Origin of the sequence: Marivita sp. (assembly GCF_017643905.1) — a bacterium.
Lineage (GTDB): Bacteria > Pseudomonadota > Alphaproteobacteria > Rhodobacterales > Rhodobacteraceae > Marivita.
This window is the reverse complement of the sequence record NZ_JAEPMO010000026.1, coordinates 12,381-35,571: the sequence shown is the minus strand read 5'-3', so window position 1 is coordinate 35,571 and position 23,191 is coordinate 12,381. Positions and strand designations below refer to the sequence as shown.

Here is a 23,191-nt window from a genome sequence, read left to right as displayed (position 1 = left end):
TCTGTTCGTCGATGATGAGGAACCGCTGCGGATTGCAGCGCAGCAGACACTTGAGCTGGCTGATCTGGAGTGCCGGTGCTTTGACCGTGCGGCTTCGGCGCTGCCAGTGATCGGTCCCGACTTCCCCGGCATCCTTGTCACCGACATCCGTATGCCCGGAATGGACGGAACCGAGCTTTTGCGCGCCGCCTTGCAAATAGACCCGGAGTTCCCGGTGATCCTCGTCACCGGACATGGTGATCTTGATCTCGCTGTCGCCATGATGCGCGAGGGGGCATATGATTTCATCGAAAAACCCTATGCGCCCGAACGGCTGGTCGAGGCGGTGCGGCGGGCTTTGGACATGCGCCGACTGACCATTGAAAACCGCAGGCTGCGCACGGACATGGCGCCTCTGATCGGGATCAAGGACGGTCTGCGCGGTTTCAGCCCCGAAATGGAGACCGTCCGTCGCCAGATCCGCACAGTTGCCGTGAGCGATGCCGATGTCTTGATCGTTGGCGGGACGGGCACCGGCAAAGGGCTTGCCGCTCAGGCTCTTCACGCGGCCAGCAAGCGGGCGGACCGACCCTTTGTGGCGATAAACTGTGCCGCGCTCCCCGCTGACATGATCGAAAGCGAATTGTTCGGCCATGAGGCGGGGGCCTTTGCGGGGGCAACGCGGGCGCGGTCCGGAAAATTCGAACATGCACGGCGCGGCACGGTGTTTCTTGACGAAATCGACAGCCTGCCTCTGGCGTTGCAGGCCAAGCTTTTGCATGCCGTCGACACGCGGTCGATCAGCCGTTTGGGATCACATGACCGGATTGATCTGGATGTCCGCTTCATCGCGGCGTCAAAATCCGATCTTGAGGCGGCTGCGGCCCAAGGCTCATTTCGCAGCGATTTGCTGTATCGACTGGATGTCGTGACCATCCGGATGCCGACTTTGGCGGCGCGGCGGCAAGACATCCCTATGCTCTTTCTGACCTTCGTTGCGCAAATGGCCGACCGCTATGATCAGCCCGTACCGCAGGTGCCGGGTGCGGTTCTGGATGCGATTGCCGCGCGGGACTGGCCGGGCAATGCACGTGAGTTGCGCAATGCGGCGGAACGCTATGTCCTTGGCCTGCCCGAAGTTGCCGATCAGACTCCACCGGTCGCGGGAACATTGATCGAGCGTGTTGCAGAACATGAGCGGGCACTGATAGCCGCCAGTCTTGCGGCCAATGCGGGCAGGCTGAAAGAGACTTACGAAGCCTTGGGAATCTCGCGCAAGACGCTCTACGAGAAGATGCAGCGATACGGCTTGGAACGTGAGTCGTTCATCGAGCCAGAGAGTTGATCGTCGGCCTTGGTGCCACGCAGCCGTGGAAATGTGTCGAAGGCGACCCACGAAAATGGCGGTTTGTACCCCTTTCCACCCATTGCCGGGAAAAAACCGCGTTCTTTAAAAAAATGTTCGCGGTAACGGCGCTATGCGACGTGCCGGGTGACATGGTTCCTGAGCGGCAACCCGGTGAGGAGACACAGGCCGGGTGTTACATTCATTGTATGCGTTTGGGAGGAACCAATGCAGAAGATCACAGCACTCACCTTTGCCGTCACCTGTGCCATCACGGGTCAGGCAGTCGCCGAAAGCCATGTCGACCGCACTGGCTGGCCGGAAAGCTTTACCGTGGGCACAGCATCGCAGGGCGGCACCTTCTTTGCCTATGGCTCGGGCTGGGCAAACCTTGTTGCAGAAGAGCTGGGCGTGTCCGGCGGTGCCGAAGTCACCGGTGGCCCGATGCAGAACATGGCGCTGGTTCACACGGGTGACGCCCAGTTCGGCATGACCACAATGGGCCCGGCAGCGGAATCGCTGGCAGGGACAAACCCGATTGCACCGGGTCTGCAGATGACCAATGCCTGCGCCATGTTCCCGATGTATGAGACACCGTTCTCGGTGACGGCGCTGTCCTCGTCCGGCATCACGTCGATCTCCGAGATCCCGGCAGGCGCCCGGATCGGTTTTGGTCCGGCAGGTTCCACATCCGACACGTACTTCCCTCGGATGATGGAAGAGCTGGGCGTCAACTTCGAGCGTCGCAACGGCGGCTGGTCCGATCTTGGTGGTCAGCTTCAGGACGGTCTGCTGGACGTGATCGCGTTTGCAGCAGGCGTTCCAGTTCCTGCCGTGTCGCAGCTTGAAGTGCAGACCGACGTGAACATTATCGAGTTCACCGAAGAAGAGCAGGCCAAGATCGTCTCGGCCTTCCTGGTCTCCGCGTTCGAGATCTCGGCCGATGCCTATACGACGCTGACCGCACCTGCGCGGTCGGTGTCTATGTGGAACTTTGCAATTGCGAATTGCGACCTGCCGGCAAGCTTTGTCAACGCGGCTGTTGACGTTGTCATGTCCGACAACGCGCGGATGGTGAACATTCACCGCGCGGCCACCGCCACGCTGCCCGAGCATTGGGGCAAGAACACTGTCATGAAGTGGCATCCCGGTGCGGCCCAGTGGTTCAAGGACAATGCGGGCGCTGACATTCCCGACAGCATGATCCACGGCATGTAAGCCGTCTTGAGGCGGCGCGACACAGGTTGCGCCGCCTCTGTTTTGCATTCCGCGCACCTTTAGTTGTGCCCCAGAGGATGCCTTTTCTCACACATGACACGAAGCGCCGACGCAAGCAGTCAAGGCGGCTTTGCCAGGGAGGTGGCAATGGTTCAGGAATCCACACAGGCGGACGCGCCCGTGATTGCGGAAGGCGTCGACGAAGAGCCGGTCGAAGCCAATCGGCGTCTCTTTACAGGCTGGCGGATGCAGATTGTGGCGGCGGTTGCCGCTGTCTATGCGCTGTTCCACATGGCAGCGCTCAACGGTGTGTCGATCTCGGCCTACACCGGGATCACGGTGCCGCTCTTGCCGCAATTCCCGATGGAGACCTGGAATTTCCGGATCGTGCACATCGCGGGTGCCTTGGCCTTGGGCTTTGTCGTCTACAATGCAATGTTGTTCTCGGACAAGGACGAGAACACGCAGGGCGGCATTTGGGGCAAGCTTGCCTATATCCTGTTTATTCCCGCTCTCTTTGCTCTGGGCACCAGCCTTTGGTTCGCACAGACAATCGCCTCTGGCACGCTGCCCGAGATGGGTGGGCTGACCACATGGCCCGCATTCGCCGGAACACCGATCTATAATCAGGAGGTCTGGTATTTTGGATTTCCGTTGCTGATCGCAACCGGGGGCGGCATTGTCCTTGGCTGGCTCGAGACAGCCCCAAGGGATCGCTTTCGGGTGTCCGACATCCTGCTTGGCGTCTGCGGGATCGCGGTCGCGGCCTATCTCGTGGCCATTTACGGGACCGCAGCCCGCAACGCCGTGGGTACACCGTTTGTCCCGATTGGTGTGGCCTTTGCCGCAACTGCCGGCTCTGCGATGATCCTCGAACTGACACGTCGCGTTGCCGGTCTGGCGCTGGTCATCATCACCGGCGTGTTCCTGCTTTACACCTTCGTCGCGCATCTGCTGCCCGGCATCCTCGCGGTGCAGAGCGCCTATAGCTGGCAGCGGTTCTTTGGACATGTCTACTCGGATGCCGGTATCCTAGGGCCGACGACGGCGGTGTCTTCTACCTACATCATCCTCTTCATCATCTTCGCGGCCTTCCTGCAGGCGTCGAAAGTGGGCGACTACTTTGTTAACTTCGCCTTTGCCGCAGCCGGTCGCGCACGGGGTGGTCCGGCAAAGGTTGCGATCTTCGCCTCGGGCCTGATGGGTATGATCAACGGCACCTCTGCGGGTAACGTGGTGGCGACCGGATCGCTGACCATCCCGCTGATGAAAAAGGTGGGTTATCGCCCGACGACTGCTGGTGCTGTTGAAGCCGCAGCCTCGACCGGTGGGCAGATCATGCCGCCGATCATGGGGGCAGGGGCCTTCATCATGGCCGAGATCACCGGCATTCCGTATCAGGAGATCGCCATCGCGGCCATCATCCCGGCGATCCTTTACTTCGTGTCGGTCTACTTCATGGTCGATTTTGAGGCGGCCAAGCTGGGCATGCGGGGCATGCGCGAGGATGAACTGCCGAAACTCGCCAAGATGGTGCGTCAGGTCTACCTGTTCATCCCGATCATCATTCTGATTGCTGCGCTGTTCATGGGGTATTCGGTGATCCGTGCGGGTACGCTGGCGACGATGGCCGCTGCCGTGGTCAGCTGGCTGACCCCGTTCCCGATGACCCTGCGGGGCATTGCCAAGGCGTTTGAACTGGCGGGCATCATGTCGATCCAGATTATCGCAGTCTGTGCCTGTGCGGGTATCATCGTCGGTGTGATCTCGCTCACCGGGGTTGGTGCACGTTTTTCGGCTGTGCTTCTTGACCTTGCAGGTGTGAGCCAGCTTCTGGCGCTGTTCTTTGCGATGTGTATCGCGATCCTGCTGGGCATGGGGATGCCGACGACTGCGGCCTACGCGGTGGCTGCGTCGGTTGTGGCACCGGGGCTTGTGCAGCTTGGTATTCCGCAACTGACCGCGCATTTCTTCGTGTTCTACTTCGCGGTTCTGTCGGCCATCACGCCCCCCGTGGCTCTGGCCAGCTACGCGGCGGCTGGTATTTCGGGTGCGAACCCGATGCAGACCTCGGTTGCCTCGTTCAAGATCGGCATCGCGGCCTTCATCGTGCCCTTCATGTTCTTCTACAACAGCGCCCTCCTGATGGACGGCACGTGGTTCGAGGTGATCCGCGCCGGGATCACGGCGACCTTCGGCGTGTTCCTGTTGTCAGGTAGCGTTCAAGGCTGGTTCATGGGCCAACGATCAGCGTGGTTCATCCGCGTGGGTCTGCTTGCTGCAGCGCTTCTGATGATCGAAGGCGGTCTGGTGACGGACCTGATCGGCATTGCTGTGACCGCTGGTGCATGGCTGATCCAGCGCTTCCTGCACCCGGACCCCAACGCCACCATCGCGGTACGTGGCGCCGACTGAGACACATCGAGCAGCAACAAACCAAGGGTCGGCCTGAAAGGGTCGACCCTTTTTCTGTGTGAATCACTGTTCTTCCAGAACCTTGCGCGCCACGCGGAAACACTCCAACGCCTGCGGCACACCGCAATAGATGCCCACCACGTGGATGATCGCGCGGATTTCCTCTTTGGTGACGCCGTTGTTGATTGCGCCGCGGCAGTGGATTTCCCATTCATGCATCTTGCCCAAAGCACCAATCATGGCGAGGTTCATCATCGACCGTGTTTTGGGATCGATCACGTCATCGCCCCATCCAAAGCCCCAGCACCACGCAGTCATCGCTTCCTGAAATGGTCGGGTGAAATCATCGGCGCTCGCAAGGTTCTTTTCAACATAGTCTGCGCCGAGCGTCGCCTTGCGCTGTTCCAGCCCTTTCAGAAAAAGGTCTTCGTCGAATGTGCTCATGGCGGGCCTCCCTGTTGTGCCGTGTCACCCGAGACTTTGGACGGGTTTTCAGGCAAGGCCAACCAGCGTCATGCGGGGGATGACATATCGCTGTGACACGCGAACGCTACTGCACGCTGGGACAGAGGCATCCGATCAAACGGGCGGATCTGCATCGACAAATCCGTCGAAGACGATTGCAGTCCCGCACCGGTCCCGCGATACATACACATGGTCCTCTTGGACATTCGGACACATCTCGACGATGCCCTCATTGAAGAACATTGCGGCTGACCCGCCGCCCGAGACGAAATCCCGAAAGGTGTTCGATGGCAGTTTCCTCGTCCTCCTTGCCCTGACACTTGCGGGCGGGGTCGCGGTGGGGATCGTGTCCGGTTGGGGTCGCGTGGGCGACATTCTGCTTGAAACCTTCGGTTTTCTGGCAGTGCTCGCGCCCAAGATCGGTGCGGGGATTTTCATCGCGGCGACATTGCCGATCCTGTTGCCCCGCGACCGGGTCGGGCGGTTGATCGGTCGGGAAAGCGGTGTCCGCGGATTGGTGGTGGCAACCGCCTGCGGGGCAGCCATTCCCGGTGGGCCGATGATGACTTTCCCGCTTGCAGCAGGGTTGGGTGTAGCAGGGGCGGATCTGGGCGCAGTGATCGCTTTCATCTCGGGATGGAGCCTGTTGGGACTGAACCGCACCCTGATCTGGGAGTTTTCGTTTCTGCCCACAGACCTTGTCTGGATCCGCTACCTGCTGAGCCTGCCGATGCCCGTCCTGTTGGGGATGGCCGCGCGGTCCTTGATGCAAAGGCGCGCCGCGTGAACATTCTCATCGGAACAGTGCTCATCGGAGCGGGCGCGATCTGGCTTTGGTTGCAATTGCCCAACGAGGAGTGGCGAAGGGCATCTTACCGTGCGTCATTGGACACGTTCCTCTTTACCGCGCCACGGGTGATCGTCGCCCTGCTGGGGGCAGGGTTCTTTGCCGAATTGTTGCCGGAAGAACAGGTGCGGCAGCTCTTGGGAACCGAGGCCGGGATCACTGGCATTCTCTTGGCCATTGCGCTTGGGCCGCTCACACCGGGGGGAGCGTTCGTCAGTTTCGCCATTGGCGCCGCCGCGCTCAAGGCAGGGGCCTCGCCGGTCGCGGCAATCGTCTATGTCACGTCCTGGTCGCTGTTTTCGACAACCAAGATCTTTGCTTACGAGCTGTCTTTCATGGGGCGTCAGGCGACATTGACCCGTATCCTTGTGAGCCTTCCGGTACCCTTTGTGATCGCGGCAGTTGTTTCGGTGCTGATGTGAGCCTCGCGCGGTTTGAGCGTTCACGACTTCGGCAACAACCACCTGATCCGGCAACAATCAAATGCCGCAGCATTGTGCCTGCAACAGATGGGCGTTACCTGCTCGAAGCCAGTTGACCAATAATCCCGCGCCCGTGGGTGACGGGTCTTTTACCCTTCGTTGGTCTTCTGCAAGGCTTACTCCCGCGTTAGAGTGAAGAAATGGACATCGTCGTCGTCACCACGATCATCGCTTCGCTGTTTCTTGTCATCGGCGCGGCAGAGCCGCTCGCGGCGCGACTTCGGCTGCCCTACAGCGTGATCCTTGCCACGCTGGGCATTCTGATCGGTGCCAGTGCGACTTTCTTCCTGCAGACGGAATTGACGGACGCGCTCAACCCTGTGGCCGAGGCGATCCTTGCCCTGCCGATCCGGTCCAATGTCTTCCTCTATGTGTTCCTGCCGACCCTGCTGTTCCAGGCGACGTTGGGCATGAACTTGCGAAGGATGCTGGACGACTGGGTTCCGATCCTCGTGCTTGCCATAGTCGCGGTCGTCGTTGCCACCCTCAGCGTCGGATACGCCCTTGCATGGGCAAGTGCGCTGCCGCTGGCGGCGTGTCTGCTGATCGGCGCGATCGTCTCGACGACCGATCCCTCGGCGGTGGTGTCGATCTTTCGCTCCATCTCGGCGCCGCAGCGGCTGACACGGATCATCGAAGGCGAAAGCCTGTTGAATGACGCGGCAGCGATTGCGCTCTTCGGCCTTTTTATGGGGTTCGTGATGCTGGGCGTCCCTGACCCGGAATTGTCGGACGCGGTCGCGCAGTTTCCGGTGCTGATCGCGGGGGGTGCTCTGACCGGGTGGCTGGCGGCGCGGCTCGCGGTCTGGATCATGGCGATCGTGAACCAGCACGAACTGGCGCAATTGTCGATCTCGGTCGCGCTGCCCTATCTGGCCTATATCGGCGCGGAACAGATGATCGGGGCATCCGGCGTGATCGCCGTGGTGGCCGCAGGCATCACGATGAACCTGACCGCTCCGGGGCGCTTGCCGCCCCAGACGTGGACAAACCTGCGTGAACTCTGGGGTGTGCTGGCGCATTGGGCGGGCGCGCTGATCTTTATTCTGGCGGCTTTGTTGATTCCGCGCTTGCTGGAAGAGGTGCGTCTGGGAGATTTCGCCATTGTCGCGGTGGTTGTCTTGGCCGCCATTGCCGCGCGGGCGGTCATCCTCTTTGGCCTTTTGCCGATCCTGAGCTTTCTCGGCACGTCGCCCCCCGTCGAACGCCCATATCGCGTGGTGATCTTGTGGGGCGGGCTGCGGGGGGCGTTGACCCTCGCGCTGGCGCTTGCTGTGACGGAAAGCTTCCGCATTCCGGTCGAGACAAAACGGCTTGTCGGGATCTTGGCCACGGGTTTCACGCTGTTTACGCTGATCGTGCAGGGCACGACGCTGCGCTGGGTGATCCGGAGGCTGGGTCTGGATCGGCTGTCCCCCATCGACGAGGCACTGTCGCGCCAGGTAATCGCTGTGGCCTTGCAGACGGTGCGCGAGGATGTGGCGACGACCACCGAAAACTATGACCTGAGCCGCGACATTGTCCGGTCCGAGGCCAAACGGTTCAGCACTCGTCTGGATGATGCGGTGAAATCTGCGGAAGACAGTGCGGACATTCTGGACCGGGACCGCATCACGCTGGGGCTGATCGCGTTGGCGGGACAGGAACGCGACACCATCCTGCTGCGGGTCCGCGATCGCACCATTTCCGCGCGGATCGCGGAACAGGTCCTTTCCGATGCGGAGCGCCTAATCGAAGGCGCACGGACGCAGGGACGTAGTGGGTATCAGCGCTTGGCCCGGCGCAGCATTTCCTACGGCCGCACTTTCCGGTTGGCCGTGTTTCTTCACAACCGGGTGCGCCTCTCCCGTCCGCTGGCGCTGATGACAGCCGATCGCTTTGAATTGCTGCTGTCGCAACGCTTGATCCTGCGCGATCTGGGCGATTTCATTCAGGCGCGCATCCGGCGTATTCATGGGCGTCGCGTTGCCGACCTCCTGCAGGATTTGCTCTCGCGTCGGAACGATGCCATCGAAACCGCGCTGGAAGGATTGCGGCTGCAATATCCCGGCTATGCCGAAGAACTTGAGCAGCGCTTCATCCGCCGCACCGCGCTGCGGATCGAAGAACGCGAATATACCGTGATGCGCGACGACGGACTGATTGGGGCCGAGGTCTTTACGACCCTGATGCAGGGTATTGCAGCGCGCCGCATTGTAGAAGAAGTGCGGCCTAATCTTGATATTGCCTTGCAGCGCGCCGAGCTGATCCGCCAGTTGCCACTTTTTGCCGATCTCGACGAGGCGGCGCAAAAGCGGCTGGGGCGGGCTCTCAAGACCCGCTACGTGAATGCCGAGGATGTTGTGGTGCGCAAGGACAGCCCCGCGAGAAATGTCTTTTTTATTGCGTCAGGAGCTGTGGAACTGGTGACCGCACGGCAGACATTGCGTCTGGGACGAGGCGAGATGTTTGGGCAGATGGCGGTGCTGTCGAACAAGAACCCGCGCGCAATGGTCCGCGCTATTGCGCCCTCGACATTTCTTGTTCTGGACGAAACGCGCTTCCGGCGGCTTCTTGAACGGAGCAATTCGCTTCGGAACGCGGTGCGCGCCAGCGCGGAAAAGCGCGGCATTCCTCCCTCGCAAATCATGCTCGAGGCCGCTGAATAGGCGCGCCGTAATCGCTAGGGCAGGCGCTAGAAGGTTTAGAACACGACACCCTTGCGCAGGATGAAACAGCCGAACGGGCGGTCTTCGGTGCATTGCACCACGGCAAAGCAGGTGGCCGCGTGTTTGTAAAACGCCTGCCGTTCGATGCTGGACAGAACGCCGCCTTCGGGCAGGCGCGGTTGCAGGACATCCCAAACGGCCTGATGCGCCTCCGACATCGTGTCGGGTGCGTTGTCGATCTCCATTCGAAGCGCAGAATAGGTATGGAAGCTGTCCAGTGGCATCACCTGAGTGATCAGGTTGGCCAGTGTCGGAGCATCATGGCCGGGATAATGGATCACCTCTTTGACGATGCAGCCCGCGGCAGAAGCGGCTGACGGGTAGTTGCGGTCGGTCAACACAATCTCATCGCCATGACCCATCCTGGCAAGTGTGTAGAGCAGGTCAGGTGTCAGGCGCGGGTCCAGTCCGATCAACATGGCAGGGCTCCATTGGCAGAAGGAAAGGCCCGACCCGGCGCGGCGCTGGGTCGGGCCTGAGGGTCTTAGCGCGGGGGCAGGGGCATCCAGTCGGCCATGGCCACATCTGCGTGCTGGAATTGGGGCATCTTCGCGCCGAGGTCTTCCATGTTGCGGATATCGTTCTCGTTCAGGAAAGCCTGCGTGATCAGCGTCGGCGGCACGATGACCGACGCGCCCGGGTTTTCGCCGGTCAGCATGAGCGCCAGCGCCCGGACGGACACCTCACCCACAACCGCCGGGTTGGTCGCCACGGTTGCTTTCCAGCCGCTGCCCGCCTCGCGCATGAGTGCGATGTCGGCGGTCGAAATGTCGGCGGAGTAGATGCTCAGATCACCGCCGATGCCCAGCTCGTCTGCGGCGATCTTCACGCCTTTGGCAAACTCGTTATAGGGCGCGAAGAATACCGAGATGTTCGGGTTCGCTTGCAGGGCCGCGCGTGCCTGGTTGGCGTTCGCGTTTGCAATCGGGTTGTCGAGCGTGCCGATACGGGCGGCTTCGGTGATACCGGAATTGGCGGCCTTCACCTCTTCCCACGCAACATGGCGACGGTCCAGCGGCGCGATACCCGGCACGTAGACGTAGCCGGCGGCAAAGCTGTTGCCATTGTCGGTGATCGCCTGTTCCAGCGCCAGCTTGCCCAGCAGGTAATCCGACTGTTCGATCTGCGGGATCGCCTCGTTCTCGACGTTCACGTCAAAGGCGACAACCTTGATCCCCGCATCGACAGCCCGTTGTGCGGCGTCGCGCATGGATTCTGTCAGACCGTGCTGGATGATGATCCCATCGACGCCAAGCGCGATGGCCTGATCCACTATGTCGGCCTGTAGCGCTGCGTCCTGACGGCTGTCGAGCACCCGCAGGTTTACACCAAGTGCTGCGGCTTGCGCCTCGACGCCCGACAGATACGCCTGGAAAAAGTCGCCGGTGGACAGGTAGCGCACCAGCGCGATGGTCACGTCGCCGGGATTGTCCAGCGGGGCGGGGGCGCTCTGCGCCGTGGCGGCACCCGCACCGAGGGCGAGGCTGGCCGCGCTCGCAAGGGCCATGAAGTGACGTCTCAGCATGATGATATCCTCCCTATCGCTGATTATCAGTGTCCTGTGCCGCTGCGACGCGACGACAGGTAGAATGTGAAGACAAGGGCTGCGACCAGAACCGCGCCTTTGACGAAATCCTGTGTGTAGTAGGGCGCGTTCATCATGGTCATGCCCTGTAGCAGGATGCCGACGAACAGCGCACCGATGGCGGTGCCGAATGCGTTGGGCCGGGCTGCGCCGAGAACGGCAAAGCCAATGAGTGCGGCGGCGACCGAGTCCAGAAGCAGGTTGTTGCCGCTGGCGATGTCGCCGCGCCCCAGACGGGCGGCCAACAGGATGCCCCCGATGGAGGCGGTCACACCCGAGATCATGTAGGCCGCGATCTTGTAGCGGTTGACCGGAGTACCCACGAGCGCCGCTGCCCGTTCGTTCGACCCAATGGCGTACATCAGCCGCCCATGCCGGGTGAAGCCAAGGAACAGCCAGATCAGGACAGCGATCCCGATGAAGATAACCACCGGCATGGGCAGAAGTCGGTCAATGAACAGATCAAAGCGGTGCCGCCCGAGCCAGAGGAAGGCGGCGGAAAAGGTGCCTTCGGCCACTGTACCATCGGTCAGCGTCATGCCCGTGGCAATGGAATTGCCCTGCGTCGGGATGCGTTGCAGACCGATCAGCAGGAACATCATGCCCAAAGTGGCAAGCAGGTCGGGCACGCGGAATTTGACGATCAACAGCCCGTTGATCAACCCCACCAACGCCCCCATCGCCAGACAGAGGAACACAGCCACGATGGTGGGGTGTTCGAGGATCACCATCGAATAGGCCGACAGCATCAGCGCCGATGTGGCGACCGCGCCGATGGACAGATCGAAACCGCCCACGACCAGCGTGCAGGTCACGCCGAGTGCCAGAATGCCGGTGATCGCCACGGATTGCAGCACGAACGCCGCAGAAAGCGGGCCGAAAAAGCCCGGGGCCGCAATGCTGAAATAGACAACCATCCCGAAGAGCAGGATCAGGAATCCGTAGCGGATGGCAAAGTCGAGTAGTCGGTCGTTCATGGATGTGTGCCTGTTGCGGTCAATTGGGCCCCCGAGATGTCCGCGACCAACGCGGCGAGGTCGACATTCCGGTTCTTGTATTCTCCGACGATGGCGCCTTCGTTCATCACGACGATCCGGTCCGCGATCTCCAGCGCCTCGTCGATTTCCGCAAGGAACACGAGTGTTGCCCGACCTTTGGCCGTGGCGCGGATGTGCCGCCCGATGTCGCGCCGCGCGCCGATGTCTACGCCTTGGAACGGCTCGTCGAGAAGAAGCACCTTTGCCGGTTCCAGCAGCCAGCGGGCGATCATAACCTTCTGCTGGTTGCCCCCCGACAGCGTGTCGATACCGTCGCCCACCGATTGGCAGACGATGCCAAGCTGGCTGACCATCTCGTGCGCGCGGGTTTTCTGGCGGCTTGCCTTCAGGAACGACCCGACGCTCAGACCTTTGAGAAAGGGCAGGGTCATGTTGTCTGCTATGTCGAAGGCGGGGATCACAGCGTTGGTGCCCCGGTCCTTGGGCGACATGAACACGCCCTGTGAAACGGCATCTTCGACCGAGCGTGGCGTGTAGTCCGTGCCGTTGATACAGATCGCGCCGTTGGCCGGGCGGGCTATCCCGTAGAGGACTTCGGCCAGACGGCTTTTCCCGCTGCCCAGAAGGCCGACCAGCGCCACAACCTCACCATCGCGGGCGTGCAGGCTGATCGGGGCGGCGTCTTCGAAGAGCCTCAGATCCGTGAGTTCCAGAACCGGCGCGGTGCCGCTTTGCACGGCGACGTCCAATTCAGTCATACGGTGGCCGAGCATCGCGGTCACGGCGGCTTCGTAGTCGAGGGGCTCGGTGTCGAAGGTGCCGGAGATCGCCCCGTCGCGCATGACGATGATCCGATCCGCGATGCGGCGGATGTCAGACATGCGGTGCGAGATGTAAAGGATCGCCACACCCTGCGCGCGCAGCCGGTCGATCAGCGCAAACAACCTGTCCGCCTCGGTCGCCGAGAGCGACGATGTCGGTTCATCAAGGATCAGCACCTTGGGCGCGCGGGCCATGGCGCGGGCGATGGCGATCATCTGGCGATCCGCCACCGACAGGTCCGACACGCGGGCGCGCAGGTTGACGTCGATCCCCATCGCGGCGGCGACCTTGGCCGCTTCGGCGCGCAGGTGACGTTCGCGCACGAAAAGCCCGTGGCTGCGTTCCACGAGCCGGTCCAGCATCAGGTTGTTCGCGACGTCCAGATCGGGAATCACGCCGTCGTCTATGGATTGGTGAACCGTGACGACACCTTGCCGGATCGCGTCTGCGGCATCCACGGGGTCAAACGCCTGACCGGCCAGTGTCATGCTGCCGCCGTCGGCGCGGTGATGCCCGCAGATCACCTTGGCCAATGTGGATTTGCCCGCGCCGTTCGCCCCCATGAGCACGGTCACAGACCCCGGTTCCAAGGTCACATCAATCCCGCGCAATACATGGTTTTTACCGAACGATTTTTGCAAACCGTTCACTCTGAGCGCATCGACAGCCACTCGGTTCCTCCCCTGATGGGGCGAAGGTAGGCGGGTGCAAATACATTTGTCAAATAATTTGACATAAGTGTAAATTGAAGGCTACGCACAAAGGGAGTGTGCATTGGAGGAAGCGGGGAGGCCACTGATGAGCGCAAGCGCCAGCTATGAAGCCCTGAGTGTTGAGACATTGCCAGAGCGTTTGAAAGGCGTCTCCGCATTGGCGTCACAGGTGGGCGCGGACCATGCGACTTGGCAGGTGCAAGAGGTCGGGGATGGCAACCTGAACCTCGTCTTCATCGTGACCGGACCCAAGGGCAAGGCGGTGGTGAAACAGGCGCTGCCCTATGTGCGACTGGTGGGGGACAGCTGGCCGCTGCCGCTTTACCGCGCATTCTTTGAGTACCATGCGCTGACCCGTCAGGCTGCGCGCGACCCCGGTTCGGTGCCTGAAATCTTCTATTTCGATGAGGCACAGGCGCTGATCGTGATGGAGTTCCTGTCGCCGCACCTGATCCTGCGCCGCAAGTTGATCGCGGGGGACCGCGTGGATGGGCTTGCAGAGTTCTTGGGCAAGTTCTGCGCCCGCACCGCGTTTCGTGGGTCCGAGCTGTCGATGAAAAGCGGTGACAAGAAAGCGGATGTGGCGCTGTTCGCGGGCAATGTGGACATTCCGGCCATCACCGAGGCGCTGGTCTTCACCGATCCTTATTTCAGCGCCGAAATGAACCACCACACCGAAGGGCTGGACCCGGTCGTCAAACGCCTCCGGTCTGATGTTGCGCTCAAGGTGAAGGTGCAGCAGGTGTTGCAGCGGTTCGTGTCCAACACCGAAACCATGGTGCATGGCGACCTGCATTCCGGATCGATCATGTCGACGGACCGCGAAAGTCGGGTGATCGACCCGGAATTCGCCCAATACGGGCCGATGGGGTTCGATATTGGCATGCTCTGCGCGAATTTCCTGATGGCCTATTTCAGTCAGCCCGCCCACCGGGGTGAGGATCTGGCCGACTATCAAGAGTGGATTCTGGGGGTGATCGAAGAAGTCTGCACGACCTTCGAGACCGAGTTCCGCCATCTCTGGAAAACCGAGCGGACGGGCATTCTCTACCCAGCCTGCTTGTTCGAAGATCAGGGTCACGACAGCACCCCCGCCTGTGATGCGGTTCTCGCGGGCATCTGGCGCGACGCATGGGCGGTCTGCGGGATCGAAATGCACCGCCGCTGCCTGTCTCTGGCGCATAATGCCGATTTCGAAGACATCGCCGACCCGGCGGTTCGGGCGCCTTTGGAAGCGCGCAATCTGCTCATGGGCTCGGAACTGATCCACGAGGCCGAGAGGCTGAGCGATGCCAGCGCAGTCTGCGCCATCGCGCGGGACTTCAACGGAAAGGACGTCTTATGAAGATCGACGGAACCCATTACCGCTCGCTGTGGTGGAACCACGAGAAGTCCGTTCTCGAGATCATCGACCAACGCTGGTTGCCGCATGACTTCCGGGTGATCCCGGTGGCGACGATGCAGGACTACGCCGATGCCATCTACGAGATGCGCGTGCGCGGCGCGCCGTTGATCGGGGCCACGGCAGCTTACGGTATGGCGCTTGCGATGGCGGAAGACCCGTCAGATGCAAACATGGATGCGGCGTGGACGTTCCTTGAGAAAACACGCCCGACGGCAATCAACCTGCGCTGGGCGCTTGACCGCTGCCGCGCCGCGTTGCGACCTTTGGCAGAGGGGGACCGTGCGGCGGCGGCCTTGGCGCTGGCGCATGAGATTGCGGATGAGGACGTCGAGATCAACCGCCGGATTGGCGAAAACGGTCTGGCCATCATCCGTGAAATCGCCGCGAAGAAACCGGCAGGGGAACCCGTGCGCCTGCTCACCCATTGCAACGCGGGATGGTTGGCGACAGTGGACTGGGGCACGGCAACAAGCCCGATGTATCAGGCGCATGATGCGGGCATCTCCTTGCATGTCTGGGTTGACGAAACCCGCCCCCGCAATCAGGGCGCGCTGACCTCTTGGGAGTTGGGCAAACATGGCGTGCCGCACACCTACATCACCGACAATGCGGGCGGGCATCTCATGCAGCACGGGATGGTGGACATGGTCATCACCGGCACTGACCGGACGACGCGGCAAGGGGATGTGTGCAACAAGATCGGCACGTATCTCAAGGCGCTCGCGGCAAAGGACAACAATGTGCCGTTTTACGTGGCGCTGCCATCACCTACCATCGACTGGACCGTGTCGGATGGTGTGGCCGAAATCCCCATCGAAGAGCGCAACGCGCGGGAAGTCACCCATGTTCAGGGCGTTCTTGACGCCGGTGGCATCGGTACGGTGCGGGTCACTCCTGAAGGGACTCCGGGCGGCAACCCGGCCTTTGACGTGACGCCGAACCGTCTGGTCACCGGGCTGATTACCGAACGCGGTGTTTGCGATGCGTCCGAAGAGGGGCTGACAGGCCTGTTCCCCGAATTCGCCCGCGCTGCAGAGTAGGGCTCCCCGATGCCTGCCGCCCCGCTTGGCAAAATGCGCACGGCTTCGGTGGATGCAGCACGGCTGCCCGCACGGGACGACGCGCCCTTTATCGAGGCGGCGTGGCTCTATTACCACGACGGGCTTAACCAGAACGACATCGCCGAACGCATGCGCATCAGCCGGGCGTCGGTGGTCAATTACCTAAATGAGGCGCGCAATCGGGGTTGGGTGCGGGTGCATATGGACAGCGACGTGTTCAAGGGGCACCGGCTGGCCGAGGAGCTGTGCGCCGCCTACGGTTTGAATGAGGCGATGGTGGTGCCGGACGATCCTGTCGATCCGCATGGCGCTGCGGCAAGCGTCGCGCGGGTGACACGGGCGGCGGCGGACTGGCTGCCGCGTTTGCTCGAACCCGGCGACCGGCTGGGTGTGTCCTGGGGCGCAACGGTCTACCAGATGGCGCAGCAGGTGCCAAACACACCCGTGCCGGACCTGTCGGTCATCCAGCTTTTGGGATCGCGGCCTGCCGCTTTGGGATTCGCCGCCGAAGCCTGTACGGCAATTCTGGCGCAACGGTTGGGGGCCGAATGCATCAACTTCCATGCCCCTCTGGTTCTGTCGAACAAGGCGCTGCGGGATGCGCTGTGTGATGAGCCCGTGGTCCGCGATCAATTGGACGCGCTGGCCACGTGCAACAAGACGGTTCTGGCTTGTGGCACCTGCGATGCAGACGCCCATGTGGTGCGCAGCGGAATTCTGACGCCCGACGAAATCGCGTCCCAGCGATCAAAGGGGGCCGTTGGCGTGATCTGTGGGCGCCTGATTGATGAAGAGGGACATCCCGTGGTGTCTGCCGTCGAGGATCGGATGATCGGTGTCTCACTGGATCAGATGAGGGGCAAGGAGATGGCGCTTCTTGTTGCGGCGGGACCGGGGCGGGCGCGTCCTGCGCGCGCCGCGATGAAGGGGGGCTTTGTGACTCATCTGGCGACCAGCGCGCAAGTCGCCGAAGACCTAATGGAGATGATCTGATGACCCCAGCCGCACCACTGCAAGACACCAAAGAGACCCGTCAGGCACTGATCGCCGCCTGTCTCTGGATGAACGAACGCCATCTCAATCAGGGCACGTCCGGCAACATTTCTGCGCGGACCGAAACGGGCATTCTGATCACACCGTCGGGTGTGCCCTATGAAGACCTCACGCCTGATCTGATGGTGACCATCCCGCTTGATGGTCAGCCGGATGGAGCGGGATTGAAACCCTCGTCTGAATGGCCGTTTCATCAAGGGCTGCATCAGGCACGACCCGATATGCCCGTGGTTCTGCACGCCCACCCGCCCTATTGCAGTATCCTCGCGGTGCAGCGCAGACCGATCCCGGCCTGTCATTACATGGTGGCGGCTTTTGGCGGCAATGATGTGCCTCTTGCGGATTATGCGCTGTTCGGCAGTCCCGAGCTTTGCGCCAACATGGCCGAGATCATGGCAGACCGTCATGCATGTCTTATGGCCAACCACGGGGCCACGGTTCTTGGTAAGACGATCGCCAAGGCGCGGTGGCGGTTGGAGGAATTGGAAACGCTCGCGCGCACCTATCTGTTCAGCAGAATCGGTGGAGAACCCCATATCCTGTCGGAGGCTGAAATCGCTGAGGTCCTTGTTGCTTTTCAAAATTATGGGCCGCGACCAGCGGCGACAGAAGAAGCCTGAAAACGCGGGTTTGAACACATTTTTGGCAGACACGAATGCCGTGACCGTGGTGTCGTGAATTCGGCAAGTCGATCTGTGGCGCTCTTTGTGTCGCTTCGAAACCGTGGTGGGTGCGTTTGAACAATGACACGCGCGAGATTTTCAGGCTAACTTCCCTCAAGAAGGAAGGTGACCATGAAAATTCTAGCTGCACAATCAAGAGCTGGGGAGACATCCAGCGGTTTGGCCGAGATCGCTTCACGGCTCGAGATGGACCGTAATGGCACGCCGAACTTTCTCGCGCTTCATTTCGGCGTTGGACTTGATGCAGCGGATCTTCATCAAGGTGCGCAGACCGCTTTCGGGGCCACAGCGTTGCACGGTGGGTCGTCCTGTCTCGGGATCATGGGATCGTCAGGTGTGGATATCGGCGGGTCCGGTCTGGGGGTGTTTGCGATCTGGGACGCCGATGGCAGCTATGGCACCAGTTCCGTCGATTTGGGCGATGACGCTGAAGCTGCGGCGCGCGAGGCGGCAACCGAAGCACTGTCCCGTGCAGGACGTCCCGGTGAAATCCCAGAGATGGTCTGGCTGAGCGTCGCGCCCGGACGCGAGGAAGATGTGATCGCCGGATTGTGTGCCGTTGTTGGCGAAGACACATTGATCGTCGGAGGCAGTGCAGCCGACAATGATGTCTCAGGCAAGTGGTCGCTGTTCGGGCCGGACGCAGTTCATTCAGACGGGCTGGTCGTGTCGGTCTTGTTCCCATCCACACCTGTCGCTTCAGTTTACAAGAGCGGGTACGCGCCAACAGGATCGAACGGAACAGTGACCCGGGTCGAGGAACGCCGCCTTTACGAGATCGACGGACGCCCCGCGGCCGAAATTCTGAACGAGTGGTCCGCCGGTGCTGTTCCGGTTGCAGAAGAAGAGCCGCGATCCATCCTTGCGGACTCCACGTTCTGGCCCCTGGGTCGTGAGATGCGACGGGTCGCGGGCGTTCCGTTTCACCTGTTGGCGCATCCTGCCGTTGCCCATCCTTGCGGTGCGGTCGACCTGTTTGCAGCGGTGTCCGAAGGGGATCAGCTTTGGCAGATGCAGGGATCGGTGGAAAGTCTGGTCGAGCGGGCCGGCCTTGTCGCGGAGCAGGCAAGCCACAACGCCGGAGGCGAGGTGACAGGGGCACTGGTGGTCTATTGTGGTGGGTGCATGTTGGCGGTGAAGGACCGGATGGACGACGTGTCGGCCGGGATCAACGACGTCCTTGGAGACAAGCCATGGCTGGGCATCTTCACATTCTGCGAGCAGGGCGTGCCGGCCGGAGAATATGCAAAGCACGGAAATCTGATGATTTCCTGTACGATGTTCAGTGCGCCTGAACTGTGATAAGCCGGATTGTGCGAAGGATCGTGCTGTGGTTGCACATGCACGATCGCGGCTTTTCGGATGGTCCCTTTTCGAAAGGGGTGATCCTGTGGGTTCGAGTATTGTGGGGCAGTTTGACAAAAGAACAGATGGTTTGACACGCGGACCCGAAACATGAGCAGTGAAACCCGAGAACCAATGATCTCGCAAAGCCTCTACGAGCGCGAAAAACAGGCGCGCCTCGAGGCGGAAGCGCTTCTTGAGGCGAAGAACAACGAAATCGTCGAGATCAATTATCGGCTTATGGCCGAGGCTGCAGCCGTGCGCACCGCGCTGGCAAATAACGAAGCGGTTCGTCTGCGGGAAGCGGTGGCGCTCAAGGAACGGTCGATCCTGTCGGAGGCGCTCAAGGCACTGACCGGAAAATCCGGCGCAGATGAAGCCATGCAATCCCTGTTGGACGTGTTGAAGCGCGAAATCGGTGGGCGAGACTGCTTTTTCATTCAGGCCGAGGGCGAACATACGATCATTTCGACCTGTGCGGACAAGGTCAACCAAGGGCATGCCTTGCCTTTGCCCGCAACGATGATCGACCGGTCGCGTCGCCTGACAAAGATGACAAACCTCATCGAAGGCTATTCCTGGCCCGGTGGTGCGGAAGAATTGGCGTCGACCATGATTGTCCCGTTGGAGATGCCCGACGAAAAAGCCGGGGCGTTTCTCTTGGGATGCAAGGTGGCGGGACGGTATTCGTCCGGCGACCTCCGAACTCTTGAGCAAGTCTCGAAACTGGCTGCTCAGGCGTTGCTGGCGCTGCGCGAGGCCCGGCGGAATGCGCTCTTGGTCGGGCTGATCGAAGGCAAACCCCTGGAACGGTCGGATGCTGTTCTTGATGCCCCGTTCGAAGCAGTTCACAATGCGTTTTCACGTCTGACCGAGATGCAGGGTCAGGTTGTTGGCATTCTTGATGCGCTGCTGGGGGCACCGCTCAAGGACATCGACGCGGCAATTGATGCGGCCCTCGACCAAATGGGCAGGCTGACTGACACCGACCGGGTGTATGTGTTCCGCCTTCGCAAGGACGAGGCGTTCATCGACAACACGCACGAATGGTGCGGCCCCGGGATTGAGCCCGCGCTGGAGATGCTTCAAGGTCTTCCCATCGGGATGATCGACCATTGGCGCGCGCTTTTCGATGCGGGATCAGAAGTCGTGATCCCGGATGTGGCTGCGATGCCGGATGACGCTCCGGAAAAAGACCTGTTGGTGGAACAGGGCATACGCTCTCTTCTTGCTGTGCCGATGGTCGAGGATGGTGCCTTCAGAGGCTTTGTCGGCTTTGACGCGGTCCGTGACCAGCGCACCTTCCTGCCGGGTGAGGTACATCTGATCCGGTCGGTGGCAAAGGTCATCGTGTCCGTTCTGGCGCGCCGGGATGCCGAGGAACGTTTGGTTTCGGCCCATGCCGAAACGCTGACGCAGCGCAACAGACTTGAAGCCGTCTTGTCTGCCTTGCCCGACCTGATAGTCGAACTTGACCGCGAAGGCCGGTTTGTCTCGTGGCATTCCGGAGCACTTTCGCTACCTGAAACAATAGACGCAACTTACGTCAATCGAACACCCGAAGAAAAACTGCCTGCCCACCTTGCCAAGGTCTTGCGCCAGAAACTGAGCGAACTGGACGCAGGTGCAGATGTGGTCAACCACACTTTCCAGATGGCATTGGGCAAGTCTGTCACGGGCTGGTGGCAACTGGCGGCGTCGACGATCCGCGATCAGGGCTATGTGCTGGCTTTGCGCGACATCACCGAGGCACGCGAAAAGGCGGCAGAAGTTGAACGCCTGTCCGAAATCGCGCGACGCACCACCAACCTTGTTGTGGTGACCGATGCACGGCGGCGCATTGAATGGGTGAACGAAGCGTTTGAACGGACAACCGGTTGGACACTGAACGACGTCAGAGGCAAGAACCCCGGGCGCATTTTGCAGGGACCTAACACCGATCCTGCAACCGTCGAAAAGATGCGAAAGGCTCTGGACCGCGGGGAAGCCGTTCAGGTCGAAGTGCTGAATCAATCGCGTGACGGTCAGGAATACTGGCTGTCGATTGATATTCAGCCCTTACAGGACGAGGCTGGAGGACTACAAGGGTTCCTCGCGGTCGAAGTCGACATCACTGAACAACGCGAGCAGGCAGAGTCGCTGCGAAAGGCTGCCCGCGATGCCGCACTGGCACGGGCCAACCTCGAAAAAGCCGTTGAAGCGTTGCAGGACGGGTTTGTTCTCTACGATGCCGATGATCGGCTTGTAATCTGCAACAGCCGGTTCCGTCAGATCTACGAGTTGTCGGCACCGGCGATTGTCCCGGGCGCGAGCTTTGCCAGCATCATCCGGTACGGTCTTGAGGTTGGCCAGTACCCCGAGGCGATTGGGCGCGAAGAGGAATGGCTCGCGGAGCAGTTCGTTCAACATTCGCAGCCCGACCGTGAGTTCGAACAGCAATTGCCGGACGGCTCATGGCTTCGCGTGTTCGAAAAAGCCATGCCAGATGGCGGACGTGTCGAATTGCGTGTCGATATCACAGATCTCAAACAAGCTGAACAAAGGGCGCTGGCCGACCGGGCTGCGGCTATGGAAGCCAGCCAGGATGGAATCGCCATCACCGATGCCGAGGGTCGATATCTTTTTCTCAACCGCGCCCATGTCGAGATGTTCGGATACAGCAGCGATTCAGAATTGCTGGGGCAATCATTCACCGTTCTATACCGGCCCGAAGAGATCGAATGGATGACGAAACATGTCATGCCCACTCTCATGCGGGATGGGCGCTGGTCGGGTGAGGCCGTCGGATTGGCCAAAGACGGTAGCCTAGTCGAACAGGATGTGTCTCTGACACTCAATCAGGACGGTGGGATCATTTGCATCACGCGCGACATTTCCGCGCGAAGACGGGAACGCGCCGAGCGCGAGCGGTTGCTCAATGAACTCCAACTCGCACAGCGCCGCGAGATGATCGGGCAAATGGCAGCCGGACTGGCGCATGATTTCAACAATCTTCTGGCCATCATCTCGGGGGGGGCGTCGCTGATCGCCGAAGAAGGGGGGGCTACGGCTGCTGGCGCAATACGGATTTTGTCAGCGTCGGATCAGGCTGCAGGCCTGGTAAAGCGCCTGTTGACCCTTGGGGCACGCCAATCTTCGCGGATCAATCTGGACCTGCGCCGACCCGTCGAAGAGGCGGCGGATCTCATTCGGTCCAGCTTGCATTCTGCCGCACGGCTTACCGTGACCGTCCCCGAGACTCCGGTGGAAGCTTTGGCGGACCCGACAGATGTGCTTCAGCTCCTGCTCAACCTAGGGATCAATGCGCGTGACGCGATCGCTGACAGTCCCGGTGCGATTTCGATCCGGCTTTCGTCTGCAAGCTGTCATGTCCCGACCGGGGCAATGGCTGTCGGGCGCGTTGATCCTGCACGCCGCTACGCCTGTCTTACGGTCGAGGACACCGGCCCCGGCATGCCGCCGGATGTCGCTTCGCGGATCCTGACTCCTTATTTCAGCACAAAGGGAGATTTGGGCACCGGATTGGGGCTGGCGGTCGTGTCTTCGGTCATCGAAGACAATGGAGGGGCTTTGAGCCTGACCACGGAACTTGGAAAAGGCACAAAATTCGAAGTGTTCTGGCCAATCGATATGGTCGAGCAACCGGTCGCGCCGGATGATCCGGATTTTGAAGGGACTGGTCGTCTTGATGGCCGCATGATCCTTGTTGTGGATGATCAGCCGGAAGTGCTTGACGTGATCACCGCCTATCTCGAAGCGGCCGGTGCCGAGGTCGCGGCGACCACCAATCCTCAGGACGTTCTCGATGCGTTGCGCGATGATCCTGACACGTGGGACTTGCTGGTCACAGATTACGACATGCCGGGAATGACGGGGGCCGAACTGACCGAAGCCGCCAAGGCAATCGTACCGAACCTGCCATCCATTCTTGTCACCGCACTGGCGGGCGAGGCCGGTCGGTCCGGTGCGTTGTTCACAGCGGTGCTGTCCAAACCGATCGACCGCCAATCGCTTGTATTGAAGTCGGAATTGGCCTTAATGTCTTCAGTCGAACAGCACGGGTAAGGC

At 60.9% G+C, this 23,191-nt stretch carries 17 protein-coding genes; 12 read left to right on the top strand and 5 right to left on the bottom strand.

The features are described from left to right. The first annotated feature begins 1 nt into the window (after position 1). The 3 genes from JJ869_RS06035 (at position 2) to JJ869_RS06025 (ending at position 4,957) form a co-directional block, all read left to right on the top strand. Positions 2-1,324, top strand: a complete 1,323-nt coding sequence (locus JJ869_RS06035; protein ID WP_292265301.1) for a sigma-54 dependent transcriptional regulator — start codon at positions 2-4, stop codon at positions 1,322-1,324. Between the two features lie 228 nt (positions 1,325-1,552). Continuing rightward, positions 1,553-2,542 (top strand): TAXI family TRAP transporter solute-binding subunit, encoded by a 990-nt coding sequence (locus tag JJ869_RS06030; RefSeq protein ID WP_292265300.1) that lies wholly within the window; start codon positions 1,553-1,555, stop codon positions 2,540-2,542. A 147-nt stretch (positions 2,543-2,689) separates the two neighbouring features. Beyond that, positions 2,690-4,957: a TRAP transporter fused permease subunit gene (locus JJ869_RS06025; protein WP_292265299.1), complete on the top strand. Its 2,268-nt coding sequence runs from the start codon at positions 2,690-2,692 to the stop codon at positions 4,955-4,957. A gap of 63 nt (positions 4,958-5,020) precedes the next feature. Here JJ869_RS06025 and JJ869_RS06020 read toward each other — a convergent pair whose 3' ends face one another. Next, a complete protein-coding gene (locus JJ869_RS06020; RefSeq protein ID WP_292265298.1) occupies positions 5,021-5,401 on the bottom strand; it encodes a carboxymuconolactone decarboxylase family protein in 381 nt (126 codons plus the stop codon). A gap of 244 nt (positions 5,402-5,645) precedes the next feature. Between JJ869_RS06020 and JJ869_RS06015 the strand changes: the two genes are divergently transcribed. The 3 genes from JJ869_RS06015 (at position 5,646) to JJ869_RS06005 (ending at position 9,399) form a co-directional block, all read left to right on the top strand. Then, complete coding sequence (locus tag JJ869_RS06015) at positions 5,646-6,209, top strand: hypothetical protein (RefSeq protein WP_292265297.1); 564 nt, start codon at positions 5,646-5,648, stop codon at positions 6,207-6,209. Further along, positions 6,206-6,691, top strand: coding sequence for a hypothetical protein (locus tag JJ869_RS06010; RefSeq protein ID WP_292265295.1), 486 nt, complete (start codon positions 6,206-6,208; stop codon positions 6,689-6,691). Before JJ869_RS06015 ends, JJ869_RS06010 begins: the two co-directional genes overlap by 4 nt. A gap of 200 nt (positions 6,692-6,891) precedes the next feature. After that, on the top strand, positions 6,892-9,399 hold the full coding sequence (locus JJ869_RS06005; protein WP_292265294.1) for a cation:proton antiporter: 2,508 nt from the start codon (positions 6,892-6,894) through the stop codon (positions 9,397-9,399). A 35-nt stretch (positions 9,400-9,434) separates the two neighbouring features. On the opposite strand, the gene JJ869_RS06000 is transcribed toward JJ869_RS06005, so the two are convergent. From JJ869_RS06000 to JJ869_RS05985, 4 genes are all read right to left on the bottom strand, one after another. Further along, on the bottom strand, positions 9,435-9,878 hold the full coding sequence (locus JJ869_RS06000) for an RbsD/FucU domain-containing protein (protein WP_292265293.1): 444 nt from the start codon (positions 9,876-9,878) through the stop codon (positions 9,435-9,437). Positions 9,879-9,943: 65 nt separating this feature from the next. Next, positions 9,944-10,984, bottom strand: a complete 1,041-nt coding sequence (locus tag JJ869_RS05995; protein WP_292265292.1) for a substrate-binding domain-containing protein — start codon at positions 10,982-10,984, stop codon at positions 9,944-9,946. 26 nt (positions 10,985-11,010) lie between these two features. After that, positions 11,011-12,021, bottom strand: coding sequence for an ABC transporter permease (locus tag JJ869_RS05990; RefSeq protein WP_292265291.1), 1,011 nt, complete (start codon positions 12,019-12,021; stop codon positions 11,011-11,013). Next, positions 12,018-13,535, bottom strand: coding sequence for a sugar ABC transporter ATP-binding protein (locus JJ869_RS05985; protein WP_292265289.1), 1,518 nt, complete (start codon positions 13,533-13,535; stop codon positions 12,018-12,020). The genes JJ869_RS05990 and JJ869_RS05985 overlap by 4 nt, the downstream gene beginning before the upstream one ends. Positions 13,536-13,662: 127 nt before the next feature. Here JJ869_RS05985 and mtnK point away from each other — a divergent pair, with 127 nt between their 5' ends. The 6 genes from mtnK to JJ869_RS05955 all read left to right on the top strand — a co-directional run bounded on the left by mtnK (position 13,663) and on the right by JJ869_RS05955 (position 23,188). Continuing rightward, the gene (mtnK, locus tag JJ869_RS05980) at positions 13,663-14,922 is read left to right on the top strand and encodes an S-methyl-5-thioribose kinase (protein ID WP_292265288.1); all 1,260 of its coding nucleotides are present in this window, start codon (positions 13,663-13,665) and stop codon (positions 14,920-14,922) included. Then, positions 14,919-16,022, top strand: a complete 1,104-nt coding sequence (mtnA, locus tag JJ869_RS05975) for an S-methyl-5-thioribose-1-phosphate isomerase (RefSeq protein WP_292265287.1) — start codon at positions 14,919-14,921, stop codon at positions 16,020-16,022. Before mtnK ends, mtnA begins: the two co-directional genes overlap by 4 nt. Positions 16,023-16,031: 9 nt before the next feature. Beyond that, positions 16,032-17,036, top strand: a complete 1,005-nt coding sequence (locus tag JJ869_RS05970; RefSeq protein WP_292265286.1) for a sugar-binding transcriptional regulator — start codon at positions 16,032-16,034, stop codon at positions 17,034-17,036. After that, complete coding sequence (locus tag JJ869_RS05965; protein ID WP_292265284.1) at positions 17,036-17,716, top strand: class II aldolase/adducin family protein; 681 nt, start codon at positions 17,036-17,038, stop codon at positions 17,714-17,716. Before JJ869_RS05970 ends, JJ869_RS05965 begins: the two co-directional genes overlap by 1 nt. 174 nt (positions 17,717-17,890) lie before the next feature. Further along, the gene (locus JJ869_RS05960; protein ID WP_292265282.1) at positions 17,891-19,081 is read left to right on the top strand and encodes an FIST N-terminal domain-containing protein; all 1,191 of its coding nucleotides are present in this window, start codon (positions 17,891-17,893) and stop codon (positions 19,079-19,081) included. A gap of 153 nt (positions 19,082-19,234) precedes the next feature. Next, positions 19,235-23,188, top strand: coding sequence for a PAS domain S-box protein (locus JJ869_RS05955; protein ID WP_292265281.1), 3,954 nt, complete (start codon positions 19,235-19,237; stop codon positions 23,186-23,188). The last annotated feature ends 3 nt before the right edge of the window (positions 23,189-23,191 follow it).